At 57.0% G+C, this 14,913-nt stretch carries 11 protein-coding genes and 1 pseudogene; 4 read left to right on the forward strand and 8 right to left on the reverse strand.

What is annotated here, in order from left to right; genetic code table 11:
* Positions 1-134 precede the first annotated feature (134 nt).
* Positions 135-674 (forward strand): PAS and helix-turn-helix domain-containing protein, encoded by a 540-nt coding sequence (locus tag WNE31_RS17550; protein ID WP_349981249.1) that lies wholly within the window; start codon positions 135-137, stop codon positions 672-674.
* 53 nt (positions 675-727) lie between these two features.
* On the opposite strand, the gene WNE31_RS17555 is transcribed toward WNE31_RS17550, so the two are convergent.
* The 5 genes from WNE31_RS17555 to WNE31_RS17575 form a co-directional block, all read right to left on the reverse strand.
* Entirely contained in the window at positions 728-1,891 is a 1,164-nt protein-coding gene (locus tag WNE31_RS17555) for a M20 aminoacylase family protein (protein WP_349981250.1), read from the reverse strand.
* Between the two features lie 28 nt (positions 1,892-1,919).
* Positions 1,920-3,539, reverse strand: coding sequence for an ABC transporter ATP-binding protein (locus tag WNE31_RS17560; protein ID WP_349981251.1), 1,620 nt, complete (start codon positions 3,537-3,539; stop codon positions 1,920-1,922).
* 10 nt (positions 3,540-3,549) lie between these two features.
* Positions 3,550-4,461, reverse strand: a complete 912-nt coding sequence (locus WNE31_RS17565) for an ABC transporter permease (RefSeq protein ID WP_349981252.1) — start codon at positions 4,459-4,461, stop codon at positions 3,550-3,552.
* Positions 4,461-5,402: an ABC transporter permease gene (locus tag WNE31_RS17570; RefSeq protein WP_349981253.1), complete on the reverse strand. Its 942-nt coding sequence runs from the start codon at positions 5,400-5,402 to the stop codon at positions 4,461-4,463. The genes WNE31_RS17565 and WNE31_RS17570 overlap by 1 nt, the downstream gene beginning before the upstream one ends.
* A 78-nt stretch (positions 5,403-5,480) precedes the next feature.
* On the reverse strand, positions 5,481-7,070 hold the full coding sequence (locus WNE31_RS17575; RefSeq protein ID WP_349981254.1) for an ABC transporter substrate-binding protein: 1,590 nt from the start codon (positions 7,068-7,070) through the stop codon (positions 5,481-5,483).
* Positions 7,071-7,258: 188 nt separating this feature from the next.
* Between WNE31_RS17575 and WNE31_RS17580 the strand changes: the two genes are divergently transcribed.
* The gene (locus WNE31_RS17580) at positions 7,259-8,674 is read left to right on the forward strand and encodes an amidase family protein (RefSeq protein ID WP_349981255.1); all 1,416 of its coding nucleotides are present in this window, start codon (positions 7,259-7,261) and stop codon (positions 8,672-8,674) included.
* A 6-nt stretch (positions 8,675-8,680) separates the two neighbouring features.
* Here WNE31_RS17580 and WNE31_RS17585 read toward each other — a convergent pair whose 3' ends face one another.
* Positions 8,681-10,129, reverse strand: coding sequence for a M81 family metallopeptidase (locus WNE31_RS17585; RefSeq protein WP_349981256.1), 1,449 nt, complete (start codon positions 10,127-10,129; stop codon positions 8,681-8,683).
* Positions 10,130-10,268: 139 nt separating this feature from the next.
* On the opposite strand from WNE31_RS17585, the gene WNE31_RS17590 reads away from it, so the two are divergent.
* Both WNE31_RS17590 and WNE31_RS17595 read left to right on the forward strand, forming a co-directional pair.
* A complete protein-coding gene (locus WNE31_RS17590) occupies positions 10,269-11,894 on the forward strand; it encodes an amidohydrolase (RefSeq protein WP_349981257.1) in 1,626 nt (541 codons plus the stop codon).
* On the forward strand, positions 11,891-12,784 hold the full coding sequence (locus tag WNE31_RS17595; protein WP_349981258.1) for a CobW family GTP-binding protein: 894 nt from the start codon (positions 11,891-11,893) through the stop codon (positions 12,782-12,784). Before WNE31_RS17590 ends, WNE31_RS17595 begins: the two co-directional genes overlap by 4 nt.
* Positions 12,785-12,819: 35 nt before the next feature.
* Here WNE31_RS17595 and WNE31_RS17600 read toward each other — a convergent pair whose 3' ends face one another.
* Both WNE31_RS17600 and WNE31_RS17605 read right to left on the reverse strand, forming a co-directional pair.
* Positions 12,820-14,268, reverse strand: a complete 1,449-nt coding sequence (locus WNE31_RS17600; protein ID WP_349981259.1) for an amidase — start codon at positions 14,266-14,268, stop codon at positions 12,820-12,822.
* A gap of 324 nt (positions 14,269-14,592) precedes the next feature.
* Positions 14,593-14,913: pseudogene (locus WNE31_RS17605) on the reverse strand (hypothetical protein); the annotation flags it as partial.

Below are 14,913 nucleotides of genomic sequence, written 5' to 3' on the forward strand. Positions count from 1 at the left end.
GCGCGGGTCGGTTCGATATGGCGCAATGGACCTGCCACGATGCCAGAACCAGAGCCTTATGGAAAACCTAGTGCAGGATGATGCCTGCGTGTCTACGGTATCAATACCGTAAGATTACGGTGTGGAGGAAAGTGATGGATCTCAAAGACGTGGCATTTGAAGAAGCCCCGATCGGAATTGTGCTCAGCCAGAACCGTATCATCCAGACCTGCAACCGGACTTTTGCCAATATGCTGGGATATGACCAAACTGCGCTGATCGGACAGTCTTTTCGGATGTTTTATTCATCAGGGGCCGAATTTGACCGTATCCGAGATGTCGGGCTGGAACCTTTGAAGTCAAAGGGCGTGTACTCGGACGAAAGGATCATGCAACGCGCAGACGGGGGCATGTTGTGGTGCCGGTTCCGAGCGCATTCCCTCACCCCGAAAGAGCCTCTGGCACGCATCGTTATGAGTTTTGCGGTGATCTCGGAAGCGCCACCCGTTGCCCTCAGCGCGCGGGAGCGTCAGGTCCTTGGTCACATCTGGCGGGGCTTGACCAGCAAGGAAATCGCCCGGGAACTTGGCCTGTCACCACGCACGATAGACGACGTGCGCGCACGCCTGTTGCGACGTTTTTCGGTCAGAAACACAACCGAACTGCTGACCCGCTTGACGACGTTTGACCTTTGACCACAAAGGCCCCGGCGCGGATACCATTTCCGGGCCGCGGGAACAGGCCGTGGTCACAAGGCCAGTCTTTTCTCGACAACGCGCGCCAGGATAGACGCCCCGACGGGCAGGATTTCGGGATCCAGAACATACCCCGGGTTGTGCAGCGCGGTCGTGCCGGAATGCCCCACGACACAATAGGCACCCGGCACCACTTGCAACATGTCCGCAAAATCCTCGGAGCCCGTGACCGGTTGATGGGCATCCGTTACGTTGTCCGCACCAACCACATCCGCAGCGGCTTCCAGATAGGCATCTGACAATTCGGCATCATTCACCAGAACATTGAAGACATTGCGAAGGTCAAGAACCACATCGACATCATAGGCCTTGGCGAACCCATCACACAGATCCCGCATACGCTGTTCAGCAAGTGCGCAGACTTCATCCGAGAAATAGCGGATCGTACCCGCAAGCTCGGCCGAGTCCGGAACGACATTGTATGCCGAGCCCGAGTGAATTTGGGTCACTGAGACCACACAACTGTCCAGTGGCGCGACATTGCGCGACACGATTGTCTGAAGTTGGCCAACCAGTGCAGTCGCGACGATCAAGGGGTCTTTCGATTGGTGCGGCATCGCCGCATGGCTGCCTTTTCCGTTGATCTTGATGTCAAAGAAGGTTGATCCGGCCATCGCCGTGCCCTTGCAGATACCCACCGAGCCGGGCTTTCCATTGGGCCAGTTGTGCATGCCGTAAATTTCGTCACACGGGAATTTCTCAAACAACCCATCCGCCAGCATCCCCCGGGCGCCGCCAAGCCCCTCTTCCGCAGGCTGGAACACCAAGACCGCAGTGCCGTCAAAATCGCGTGTTTCTGCAAGGTGTTTTGCCGCCCCAAGCAGCATCGTTGTATGCCCGTCATGTCCACAGGCATGCATCACACCGGGTGTCTCCGAGGCATAGTCGAGACCGGTCGCTTCATGGATCGGCAATGCATCCATGTCGGCACGCAGGCCGACCCGTCGGTTGCCGCCCCCCCTGCCCTTGATCAACCCCACAACGCCGGTTTTGCCCAGACCTTCGTGCACTTCATCCACGCCCCATGCCCGCAATTTCTCGGCAACAATCGAAGCGGTGCGGGTTTCGGTGAAACCAATTTCGGGATTGGCGTGCAGATCTTTGAAGATTTCTGTCAATTCGGCTTTGCTGTCGGCAATGACCTGAGGGATATCCATGACGTGCCTTTCTTTGTGACTGGGGTTCTCAGATCGCAACGCCCGAGCCGAACTCTACGTTCCGTCCCGGGGCCGCATCAAGAAGCAACCGCGTATATTCATCCTGTGGGTTCGAGTAGACATCCATGGTCGGCCCTTGTTCGACCACTTCACCCTTTTTCATAACGATCAATCGGTCGCATATCTGGGCCGCAACCCTGAGATCATGCGTGATGAACAACATTGCCAGATTGTAGCGTTCGCGAATGTCATCAAGCAGTTCCAGCACCTGCGCCTGTACCGAAACATCAAGGGCAGAGACCGCTTCATCCGCGATCAAGACCTCTGGTTCGACCATCAAGGCACGGGCGATACAGATCCTCTGGCGCTGTCCGCCCGAAAACTGGTGCGGAAAGCGATCCAGCGCATCCCCGGAAAGGCCGACCAGTTCCATAAGCTTGCGCGCTTTGGCAACTGCGTCATCTTTGGACAGACCGAAATTGACCGGTGCTTCGATCAGCGACTGCCCAATCGTACGACGCGGATTGAGCGACCTGTACGGGTCCTGGAACACGATCTGGACCTTGCTTCGATGCGGGCGCAATTGTGCCTCGGGCAAATTGGCGATTTCGGTCCCATGCAGGCTGATTGATCCCGCAGTCGGGTCAATCAGGCGGGCAATGCAACGCGCGACCGTGGATTTGCCCGATCCGGATTCACCCACGATGCCGAGGGTCTCGCCCTTGCGCACATGCATGTTCACGTCTTTTGCAGCAAGAACCACTCTCCCGCGACCAAAGAACCCCTTGCTTCCGTATTCTTTGACGAGCCCGGAAACATCAATGGCATCGTCGCCATCCACCGGTTTGCGCTGGGGTGGCGACATCGACGGAACGGATTTCATGAGCATTTGGGTATAGGGCTCTTTCGGAGAGAGCAGCACTTCGTCCCGCGTGCCCTGCTCGACGACGCTTCCGCTTTGCATGACCACGATCCGGTCAGCAATTTCCGCCACCACACCGAAATCATGCGTGATGAACAAGACACCGGTGCCGCGACGTTCCTGCATTTCCTTGATAAGGGTCAGGATCTGGGCCTGTGTCGTCACATCCAGCGCGGTGGTCGGTTCGTCCGCAATCAGAAGCGCGGGATCAAGGACAAGCGCGATGGCAATCATGATCCTTTGACGCTGCCCGCCCGAAAGCTGATGGGGAAAGGCATCGACCATTTTTTCGGAATCCGGCAGGTGCACCATCTCCATGATCTCGATCGCCCGTTTGCGGCGCTCGGAGGCGCTCGCGCCGGTGTGAATTTCAAGCATCTCGGCAATCTGATCGCCGACCTTGACGACCGGGTTCAGCGCCGTCATCGGTTCCTGAAAAATCATCGCCATCCGTGTTCCCCGCAAATCACGCAGGCGCGACTTGCTGGCCGTCAGGGTGTTTTCGCCTTCGAGCAAGGTTTCACCGCTCACAGGTTTCAAGGCTGGCGGCAGCAGGCCCATCACCGCCGAGGCTGTCACGGATTTTCCCGAGCCACTTTCCCCTACGACACATACGATTTCTCCCGCGCCGACCGAGAGGTTTATCCCCTCGATTGCATTGGGTCGGTCCCCGTCCATGGGAAGCGCGACAGTCAGGTTTTGGACGTCCAGAACATTCTCAGTCATCTTCACCCCCTCAGAAACGCTTGGAGAAGCGCGGATCAAGCGTGTCACGCAACCCGTCGCCCAGCATGTTTACCGCCAGCACCGTGACCGCCAGGATCATGCCCGGATACAGGATCTGGTGAGGGTGCAGTTGGAAGTTTTCCCGCGCGGCCCCCATGATATTGCCCCAGGTGGGAACTTCGTCGGCGGGAATGCCCAGACCAAGAAAGCTGAGGATCGCTTCGACGATGATGGCAGAGGCGACGATAAAGGTGCCCTGCACGATCAGGGGCGCCACGGTGTTCGGCAGAACGTGGCGGATCAATAGCGTGGGTACGCGCGTGCCCGCCGTAATTGCAGCCTCGACATAGGGTTCTTCCCGTATGGATAGCACGATTGACCGCACCAGCCGCACGACCCTAGGCACCTCGGGCACGACAATGGCGATAATCACACTGAGCAACCCGGCGTTAAAAACGGACACCACGGCAATCGCGAGCAGGATCGCCGGAATGGCCATCAACCCGTCCATGATCCGCATGATGATGCTGTCAAGGACACGAAAATATCCGGCCACCAGCCCGATCACCATTCCAAAGGCAATCGCAATCGTGGCGACGGCAACACCCACAACAAGAGAGATCCGGGCGCCATACACCACACGGGAATACACATCTCTCCCTAAAGTGTCTGATCCCATGCGATACACAACGGGAACCTTTACCCTGCCCTCATCGGTATAGACCTTCATCACCCCCTCATAGCCGGGTGGTTTCAAGCGGGTCGAAGTCGAGGTTTGGTTGGGATCGATTGTCCCCAGAAACGGGGCAAAAACAGCCATCAACACCACGATTGCAAGGATGATCCCCCCGATTAAGACCGAGGGGTTGTGAAACAGGCTTCTGAGGGTCTCTCGACCGGGGGATTGAACATTTGTCGCCATCAGTATCGGATCCTCGGGTCCAGAATGGTGTAGCTGAGATCAATCACGAGGTTGATCAGCACATAGATGAACGAAAACAGCAACACGACCGCCTGAATGGTCGGAAAATCACGGTTCAGGACGGCATCAACCGTCAAAAGACCAAGGCCCGGAATATTGAAAACACTCTCGGTCACGACCACGCCGCCAATCAGAATGGCAAAGGCAAAGCCGATGACCGTGACAATCGGCACGGCTGCATTCCGAAGGGCGTGGCGCACCAGGACCTTGTTTTCGGTCTGGCCCTTGGCGCGGGCTGTCCGGATGTAGTCTTCACCAAGAACCTCAAGCACAGAGGTTCGGGTCATCCGGGCAATGAACGCGACGAAAATCACGCTTAACGCCAGTGCGGGCAGGATCAGGTGATGCAGCCAAGGCAGGATTCCGTCGGCAAGCCGTTGGTATCCCTGCACCGGAAACCAGCCCAGCTCGAGCGAAAACACATAGATCAATCCAAAGCCGATCACGAATACCGGGATCGAAAAGCCAACCACTGAAAAACCCATGACAACCCGGTCCACCCAAGTGCCCTGTTTATATGCGGAAATCACCCCCATCGGCACGGCGATCGCGACGGTAAAGATGATCGTGATGATCGAAAGCGAAAGCGTCGGTTCTATCCTGGCCGCGATCAGTTCTGTCACGTCTTTCTTGAAGAAGTAGCTTTCCCCGAGATCACCCTGAAGAATATTCCCAATCCAGATCACGAACTGGCTGGCCAAAGATTGGTCAAGCCCCAGATTTTCCCGGATCTCGGCAATCTGGGCTTCGGTGGCATAGTCCCCTGCGATCATTGCGGCAGGATCCCCCGGGGTAAGCCTGAGCAATAGGAAAATGAACACGGCCACAACCAGCATGACGGGGATCGTCGCGATCAACCGTTTGAGAAGATAAGAGACCATCAATTGCCCCCACGCCCGTAAATTCAGGTAGCATCACCGCGGCCGGAGATCCCGCCGCGGTGTGTCTGATCTGTCAGATCAGTTCTTTTCGACGTTCCAGAACACCGGCACACCGCCCATCAGGTAACCTTGCACGTTGTTGCGGATTGCCGCTGGCGTGAAGAACTGCCCAAGGTGGATGTGGGTCGGGTATTCCACCCAACGGGCTTGGATGGCTTCGACGATGGCTTTCTGCTCGTCGAAGGAACCGGCGCGCGCAAAGTCGTCGCGCAGTTTTTCGATCTCTTCGTCGCAGGGCCATCCGAACAGTGCATTGTCACAAGACGAATTCAGGAAAGCCATCGCCAAGGGGTTGAAGAGGTCCCCGGCATCCCATGCCGTTGCAAAGGCATTCCAGCCGCCATCGGCGGGGGCATCCTTTTTGGCGCGCCGCGCAACAAGGGTCGACCAGTCCATCGATTGCATATCAACCGTCATGCCGATCGCTTCCATCAGCTCTTTTGCAACCGGTGCAAGGTTGGTCAGAACCGGCAGGTTCGTCGAGTGCATCAGCACAACCGGGGTGCCGTCATAGCCCGCTTCCGCCAAAAGCTCTTTGGCCTTGGCGAAATTGCTTTCGAGAAGGCCGTCCATATGGGCGTCGGTCTCGAACGGCAAACCGCAAACGAACATGGCCTTGCAGACCTCGTAATAGTCCGGATTGCCCATGGTCGCTTCCAGGAAATCTTCCTGGTTGAAGGCATAGAGCAATGCCTGACGGATCTTGGGATTGTCAAACGGCGGGTGCAGAACGTTGAAGCGGAAGGTATATTGAAGACCCGAGGGGCTATGTCGCCCGGTGTAAGCCTCTCCGGCTTCTTCGATCAGCGGCAGCAAATCCGGCGGCACGGACTCGATCAGGTCGATCTCACCGGCATTAAGCGCGTTGATCGCTTGCTGGATATCACGGTTGGGCGTCCAGATTACGCGGTCCACCTTGGCCACCTTGGCCCCGGCGAGACCATCGGTGGGCTCTGAGCGCGGGACATAGTCGTCGAACTTCTCATAAACGACTTTCACCCCCGGTTCCCATTCGTCCATATTCATCATGAACGGTCCGGATCCGATATATTCGCTGATCTGTTCGCTGCTGGGTGTTGCCGCGATGCGCGCGGGCATCATAAAGGGCACGTTTGACGAAGGTTTCGCCAGTGCAAGTTCGATAAGCCCGGTCGGCGTGTTCAGCTTGAAAACCATGGTCTTGTCGTCAGCCGCTTCAAGACTGTCGACAAAGGTCATCATTTTCTGGCCCATAGCATCTTTAGAGGCCCAGCGGTTGATGGAAGCGACGGTATCCTCGGCGGTGACCATGGCCCCATCGTGCCACTTCAGACCATCGCGCAGACTGATCGTGACCGTTTTTCCGTCATCCGACCGCGTCACGCTATCAACCATTTGCGGTTGCACATTCCCCGACGTGTCGAGCGAAAAGAGCGTATCGTAGATCATATAGCCGTGGTTTCGGCTGATATAAGCGGTGGTCCAGATCGGATCGAGAATTTTCAGGCCGGAATGCGGCACAACTCTCAACACACTTTCGGCGATGGCAGACGTCGACAGGGACGACAGGGCAATCGCCATGGCCGTCACTGCACCAGCGACCAAGCCGCGGCGTTTGGTTTTGAACATTTTTTCCTCCCTAATGGTGTGTGCAGATGTTACCGCACCCAAAAATTATTGACCCAAGTTCATTCTGAGTCAAAAAAATATTAGCGTGTGAAATAAAATGACAGCAGGGCCTCGCAGGACGAAATATTTGAAATGCACCTGCCGTCCTGCTTGAGACAGTGCTCATTTCGGCCCACGGGAGACAAAAGATGACCCAAGACAAACTCTGGCAAGCCAGTGCAAACGAACTGGCAAAACGCATCGCGGCCGGCGAAGTAAGCGCCGTCGACGCTGTGACCGCATCGGTCGAGCGTATGCGCGCCGTGAACCCTGCGATCAACGCAGTGGTTGACGATCTTGGGGATGCCGCCATCGCCGAGGCGCGTGGGCTAGACTCTGAATTTGCCAAGAACGGTCCTGTCGGGCCGCTTCACGGGGTGCCCGTGACCATCAAGGAGAACATTGATCAAAAAGGCCATGCCACCCCGAACGGAGTTGTAGCGTTCAAGGATCTGATTGCGCCCGATGATGCGCCGTTCGTGACCAATTTGCGCCAAGCAGGTGCCATCGTAATCGGGCGTACCAACACCCCCGAATTTTCTTTCCGGGGCACCACCGACAACCCTTTGCATGGGCGCACTTTCAATCCGTGGAACGACTGGGCATCGTCCGGCGGTTCCTCGGGCGGGGCGTCATCCGCGGTGATGTCGGGCATGGGCGCGATTGCCCATGGCAACGATATCGGTGGCTCTCTGCGCTTTCCCTCAACGGCCACCGGTGCCGCCACCGTCAAGCCCGGCCTTGGCCGCACCCCCGCCTACAACCCGTCACAGAAGGAAGAACGCGGACTGATTGCACAGTTGATGTCTGTACAAGGTGTCATCGCGCGCGAGGTGGCCGATGTCCGTCTGGCCATGAAAAGCGCAATCCACTACGACCCGCACGATCCCTGGCAGGTTCCGATGCCGTTTGAGGGGCCGGCCGTCGAGGGGCCGGTCAAGGTTGCGTTTACGCGAAATGCACACGGGTTCGAGCTGCATCCCGCCGTTGACAAGGCCCTGACTACGGCACGCGACTGTTTGATCGATGCCGGCTACGACGTTGTCGAAGCAGAGCCCCCGAACGCGCGTCTGATCGGAGAAGAAGCAACCCGCACCCTGTTCGGGGAAACCAAGGCCCTGTTGCTGGACACGATGCGGCAATTCGGAAGTCCCGAATTTAACACCTACTGGGATCACTGCTTGGAGATCGCACCTCCTTACGAGGGCGATGACCTTCTGCGCGCATTTGCAAGGCGCAGCGGCCACCTTCGCGAGTGGCAGCTCTTTCTGCACGAATATCCATTGGTGCTGACGCCTTTCCTGCTGCAGCCAATCTATGCCTGGAACCGCGATATGGAAGGGCGTGAAGGGGCGGAAGAAGTCATGCTCAAAGGGTTTTACAGCTTCGCCATGAACTTCATGGGGCTACCAGCGGGCAATGTACCTGCTAATTACAACGACGGCTTGCCTATCGGTGTGCAGATCGTCGGGCGAAGGTTCCGCGAAGACATGATCCTGGACGCCTGCGAAGCCATCGAAGACCGCGTCGGCATCATGGCACACAAGCTGTTTGAGCGGGACTGAGCCCTTTTAGGCAAAGGGGTTTTCCACCTTGGGCCAATAATTCCCGTCACGTTGCGTGTACGGGATATTGGCATAGTCCGGTGTGATGGCCCCGGGGCCAGAGATATACACCACATCGGACGCGATTGGACCAAAACCGGCGTGGAAGTGCTGCGAAGACTTCACCACGATCGCCTTCATTTTGGACAGGTCAATCCCAAGGTCCGTAAAGGCAACAGGATGAAACGCCTGGGTGCGTTTGTCGCTCAAGACAAGGTGCACCCCGGCCACCTCGAGCCACACACCGTTGCCCATGTCCATCTTGGTTTCGCCCATGAACTGGTACATGTTTTCGCGAACGGCACGCACCTTGACCGTCAGGTCCACCGGATCGCCGGACATGGGTCCCACTTTGCCCCCCAGTCGCACATTCATGGTTCCGCCCGCCCCGACATCGCGGCACATCTGCACGACAACGGGATCCCAGAATATGCCGATGGCCACATCTTTCATGCCACGCCTCAAGACCTCTTGAAGGACAAAGGTCGAGTCAGCTGGCGCGCCTCCTCCGGCATTATCTGCAAAATCTGCCAGTACCAACGGAAAGGCCTTGGCCTCCATCACCTTGTCAAGCGCGTCAGGGATCGAGGGCCAGTCAGACCGGATCTGTTCGCGCAGAGCCCATAGCTTTTCGCCCAGGTCGCGTGCAACATCCGATGCCTTTTCCTTGTCGCCATTTGTTATGGCCAGAACGCGGGTCGTGGTTCGCGATGTATCTGCCCAAGGAAAGCAATGCCCGAGAGACAGAGAAAGGATGCCGTCTTTTCCCTCCATTGCCTGCATATCATCAACAAACTGGCGCATCGGCGCACGCGTGGTGTGATACATCGCGATCATCCGACAGTCATAATCGGCGATCACGGGACGAATTTTTCCTTCGGCTGTATCAGCAGCCAATGTGAAAAGTTCCCTCGCCCGGTCCGGTGAATCGATATGCGGGTATTCCTTGTAGCAAATGATAAGGTCGGACGCCGAGATCATATCTTCAGTGATCTGACTATGTGGATCGATTTCCAGGCCGATTACCGCATCATCGCCCAGGATCGTCCTTGCCCGTTTCAGTAGATCGCCCTCACAATCCTCGTAACCGTCGGCGATCATGGCGCCGTGCATCGAGATCAGGAAGATATCAGGTTTTGCGACCTTCAAATCCCCAAGGATTTCGTCGCGATACGTCTCGTAGGTGCTGCGGATCGTCGGACCTGCGGGTTGTGCAAAGGCACAAATGCTTTCAACAACGTCCCAACCGCGCTCTTCCGCCATGCGTTTCCATTCGTGCAAGGGGGCCGAGAACAGGTTCGGGGTTTCGGATGTCGCGGATCGGCTGACAAACGTTTCTTCAAAGGCCAGTCGCCCCGTTGGTATGGGCGAAAAGGAATTGGTCTCTGTTGCCAAACCTGCGATCAATAATTTCATGCGAACCTCGCTCGTTTCCGGGGGGCGGTCGCCATCGAAGCTAACGACAGAATCCGATCTGGACCAGTTTTTCCATCACTTTCTGTCTTGTCGCAGAGATTTCGACTGCACTAGGCTGGTTGGAACGAGGGAGGATCACATGACTGACATTACTGTTTTCAGGGCACGAAAGATCATAACCATGGACGCCAACCGGCCCGAAGCAACGCATGTTGCCGTGCGGAACGGACGCATTTTGGCTGTGGGTGATGCGGATTGTGCCGACCAATGGGGTGCAGTCACTCATGACGATCAACTGTCAGACAGCATCCTGATGCCCGGCCTCATTGAAGGGCACGCACACATGATGGCAGGCGCGATGTGGCGATATGCTTACGCAGGTTATCACGACCGGATCGATCCGGACGGCAAGCTTTGGCAAGGCATGACCACCCTTGATGACGTGATTGCGGGGTTGTCGGCCCATGTAGACGGGCTGCGGCCAGAGGAACCCTTGGTAGGATGGGGCTTTGATCCCATTTTTCTTCCGAACGAACGGCTTAACCGACACCACCTCGACCAGATCGATCCGGACCGCCCCATCGCGATCATCTTTTCCAATTTCCATCTAATGTGCGTGAACTCAAAGGCGCTCGAAATGGCGCAGTTTTCTCGTGAAACCAACGTCGAAGGCGTCGTCAAAGGATCAGATGGTGAACCCACGGGCGAACTGCAGGAAATGGCAGCCATGTTCCCGATCCTACGCAGGTTGGGGGTCGATTTCAGGTCGCTCTCGCAGCAGGAGGACTCGATCCGCACCTATGCCGAAGTTGCCCGACGCGCGGGGGTGACCACGATCACCGACCTTTTTTCCTCGATGGAAGATGACGACCTTGAGGTGATGCTGCGCGTCACCGGGGAAGAGGGTTTTCCATTGCGCATCGTTCCTGCGCTGGGATCCATGGCGGCACCTGACGAAACTGCAGCCCGCGCCAAGGCCCTCGCCGCGCGCTCGACCGACAAATTAAGACTGGGTGCTGTAAAGCTCATGACAGACGGGTCGATCCAAGGCTGGACAGCACGTGTGAAGTGGCCCGGCTATGTGGGTGGCCAACCCAACGGAATATGGAACACGCCCCCCGATCTAATCTATCAGCTCGTTGAAACGATGCATCGCGAGGGCATTCAGATGCACATCCACGTCAATGGAGACGAAGCGGCGGAGGTTTCGATCGATGCAATCGAGGCCGCGATACGCAAACATCCCTGGACCGGGCATCGTCACGTTTTGCAGCATTGCCAGATGATGACTCCTGCCATGTATCGACGATGTGCAGAGATGGGCATCTGCGCAAATATTTTTGCCAATCACATCTGGTACTTTGGCGATCAGCATATAGCCCTGACAATCGGGGAAGACCGTGCCAGGCGCATGGACGCCTGCCGGTCGGCATTGGACGAAGGTGTTCACATCGCAATCCACTCTGATGCACCGGTGACACCGCTGGGACCGCTCTTCACCGCTTGGGTCGCCGTCACCCGTCAAACCATGACCGGACATGTCTTGGGCGAACCTCAGCGGATTTCCGTAGACGAGGCGTTGTATGCAATTACGCTTGGCGCGGCTTTCACACTGAAACTCGATCACGAGATCGGCTCGATCGAAACGGGAAAGATCGCCGATTTCGCGGTTTTGGCCGACGACCCGACGGCCATTGATCCTACGCGGCTGAAGGACGTACAGGTTCTTGGAACGGTTTCCGGTGGACAGGTTCATCTTCTATGAGCGTGCAGCCTCTCCCTTTGCCAATGACGGTCATCGGCGGTTATCTTGGCGCTGGCAAGACCACGTTGATCAACAGGCTGTTGTCAGAACCGCATGGGCTACGACTGACACTCTTGGTGAATGACTTTGGCGCGATCAATATTGATGCAGACCTGCTGGCCTCTGCATCGGACGATACGATCGAGCTCACCAACGGATGTGTGTGTTGCACCATGGGTGCGGACCTTTTCATGGCAATAGGAGACATCCTGGATCGTCCCGAACGTCCCGAACACCTGATTGTCGAGGCCAGTGGCATCGCGGATCCGGCCAGCATCGCGCGGGCCGCCATTGCAGAGCCTGACCTGGCTTATGGGGGGATCGTCACAGTTGTCGACGGAATGAACTATTGTCAAACGGTCTCGGACCCATTGGTTTCTGCTCAGATTGAAGCGCAGGTAAGGTGCGCAGATTATATGCTGGTGACCAAGGTCGATGCATTGTCTGAAACCCTGCATGGCCTGTTGCGCGCGCAATCCGGCGCACCGATATCGCTGACCTCGGATTTGAACCAGATCGCCCCCGTAGTCATTGGAACTTTATTGGCACCAGACAAACTGCCCTCACCATCAGGCCACGGCCATTTCCAAAGGTGGAATATGCACTCCGCAGAATGTTTCAGCCGCGAGGCGCTGCAACAAAAGCTAAGCACGCGCCCGGAAGGGGTGTTTCGGATGAAGGGCAAGGTGCGAGGCATGGAAGACACGGGATTTCTTGTCCAAATCGTCGGCGCACATTGTGAAGTCATTGCGTCACCTCAACCGGACCGTACGGCGCTTGTCGCGATTGGACCTGCGGCCGGGTTTTCACAACAGACGGTCGAAGACTGGTGGCAGCAATCCCAAGGATAACACATGCAGCCCCTCGGGGGATCACCCGTGGCATGCTAGCGGTGGGTTACATTTGGATCAATTGGGCCAAATGGCCCCCCAACTGCTATTTCTACGGCACGCGCCGCCGCCAGAAGCTGTGCCTCGCCCCGATGCCGGCCGATCAGTTGCAGCCCGACAGGGACGCCCTGATCATTGAAACCGACCGGAACCGAAATGGCAGGCAGACCCGTTGCCGTCGCGAGATAGGAATACCGCAGCCATGTGATGTAGTCGGTCAGAGGTTCGCCATCCAATTCTGCCGGAAACTCCTGCTCGACCGGGCCGGGGTGCAGCCCCACAACGGGACAGGCCAGCACGTCAAAATCATCCAGAAATGACGTGACATTGTCGAATAGCTTCGACCGGTTGAGTTGCGCGTCCAACACATCATCAATCGTCAGGTTGCGCCCGTATTCGATGTTTTCGCGCAAAGTCTGTTTATAGTGTTGCTGCACACTTTCTGGCGCACGCCCCGGCAGAGCGGCCCAGAGAATAGCGCGCAAGGTACGATATGTGAGGTCAAGTTCGGGAAGATCCGGACAGGCCTCTTCGACAACCGAACCATTCCGAGCGATCAGAGCCATGGCGTCGCGAAGATCCCTTTCCATAGCTTGCGACGTCAACCCAAAGCCGTTCATGTCATTGCTATAGGCGATTCTGATTTTTTCATCGGCGCGAGTGACCGTTTCGCGATAGGACATATCCGGGGCCGGAAAGGAAATCGGGCTGCGCGGATCGAATCCGGCCATGGCATCAAGGAAAAGCGCGCAGTCTTCGACAGAGCGCGCCATCGGCCCCGAAACGCCTTCAGTGTGAAAACCGAATCCGTTCGGCCCGCCGCCGGCCACACCCGGGCTGGGACGAAACCCGACCACGCCGCAAAATGCAGCCGGCGTTCTGAGAGACCCAGCGAGGTCGGACCCCTGACTGAGCCAGACTTCACCAGACGCCAACGAAGCCGCCGCCCCTCCGGAAGATCCACCAGCATTCAAAGTTGTATTCCACGGGTTACGGGTCATGCCAAACACATCGTTGAAAGTGTTGGCGCCAGCACCGAATTCTGGCGTATTTGTTTTGCCGACGACGATAGCGCCTCGCTCCTCAAGCCTGAGCACCAGAGGATCAGAGCTCTCTGGCACGTTGTCCCGCATGGCATAGGTGCCAAAGGTGGTACGCACCCCCGAGACCGAGGTCAGGTCCTTGATGCCGATTGGCAGACCTCCGAGCCATCCGGGGTGTTCGGCGAGAGAGCCATCCAGTGACTCCAGCGCATCTTCTGCACGATCCCAACAGCGGGTCGGCATGGCATTGATATCGGGTTCAACAGCTTCGACGCGCGCGCGGGACGCGGCAAGAAAATCTTTGGGCGCAACTTCCCCCTTCCTAAGAAGATCTACAGCCTCGCAGGCGGAAAGAGCGCAAAGTTCCGGTCCTGAAAATTCAATGTCTGTTGCACGGGCCATGGCAGAAGCTCTTATTTCAAAGGATGTTGGGGTAGCCTTCCATCAAGTTGGCCAAGTGAAAGCCACCGCAACTATGCGCGACCGTTTTGTGCCCGATCAAGCTCTTTTCATGGGCACAGCAGGATTCCCGCAGTCGACCAACGCCTTGAACAGGTGATTCAACATGGTCGCCCGCCCTGATCGGCATTACAAACAGGCTGTTTTGTTCCCAAGAAAGAGGGGTGAATTGACGACAGGGGGAAGACCGGTTCTTGTCCGCTTTTTTGTGGCGCTGACATAAAGCCTTCAACACCTGACTTGAGTAACAGCCAAAGAGTGACACCGTCACACCAGAAGGTCGTATTGCGTCCCCGCGATTTGCAGGAGGATCGACTCCTGCCCGCCCCCATCCACCAGCGCCCACATGATTTGGCCGGTGGGTCGATAGATGACGAACGCCTCTTCGACATTGTCTTCGCCCGAGCGTTCGCCCGCAGCACTCGAGGTGTGGGTCGTATTGATCTGGAACTGGTCCGCCGTCGCCGTGCCGATGCCAAAGATCAGCACGTCCCCTTCGGCGGCGTTGTAGTCCTGAATCCAGTCCGATCCATGGTCGCGAATGCCAATATGGAAGAACCGGTCTGCGCCGGCACCACCATTCACGCG

The sequence above is a fragment of the Shimia fortis genome (assembly GCF_040225985.1).
Lineage (GTDB): Bacteria > Pseudomonadota > Alphaproteobacteria > Rhodobacterales > Rhodobacteraceae > Shimia.

Bases quoted from the DNA above. Each gene is read 5' to 3' on its own strand.
- WNE31_RS17550 (WP_349981249.1), top strand. From the start codon at position 135: ATGGATCTCAAAGACGTGGCATTTGAAGAAGCCCCGATCGGAATTGTG.
- WNE31_RS17555 (WP_349981250.1), bottom strand. From the start codon at position 1,891: ATGGATATCCCTCAGGTCATTGCCGACAGCAAAGCCGAATTGACAGAA.
- WNE31_RS17560 (WP_349981251.1), bottom strand. From the start codon at position 3,539: ATGACTGAGAATGTTCTGGACGTCCAAAACCTGACTGTCGCGCTTCCC.
- WNE31_RS17565 (WP_349981252.1), bottom strand. From the start codon at position 4,461: ATGGCGACAAATGTTCAATCCCCCGGTCGAGAGACCCTCAGAAGCCTG.
- WNE31_RS17570 (WP_349981253.1), bottom strand. From the start codon at position 5,402: ATGGTCTCTTATCTTCTCAAACGGTTGATCGCGACGATCCCCGTCATG.
- WNE31_RS17575 (WP_349981254.1), bottom strand. From the start codon at position 7,070: ATGTTCAAAACCAAACGCCGCGGCTTGGTCGCTGGTGCAGTGACGGCC.
- WNE31_RS17580 (WP_349981255.1), top strand. From the start codon at position 7,259: ATGACCCAAGACAAACTCTGGCAAGCCAGTGCAAACGAACTGGCAAAA.
- WNE31_RS17585 (WP_349981256.1), bottom strand. From the start codon at position 10,129: ATGAAATTATTGATCGCAGGTTTGGCAACAGAGACCAATTCCTTTTCG.
- WNE31_RS17590 (WP_349981257.1), top strand. From the start codon at position 10,269: ATGACTGACATTACTGTTTTCAGGGCACGAAAGATCATAACCATGGAC.
- WNE31_RS17595 (WP_349981258.1), top strand. From the start codon at position 11,891: ATGAGCGTGCAGCCTCTCCCTTTGCCAATGACGGTCATCGGCGGTTAT.
- WNE31_RS17600 (WP_349981259.1), bottom strand. From the start codon at position 14,268: ATGGCCCGTGCAACAGACATTGAATTTTCAGGACCGGAACTTTGCGCT.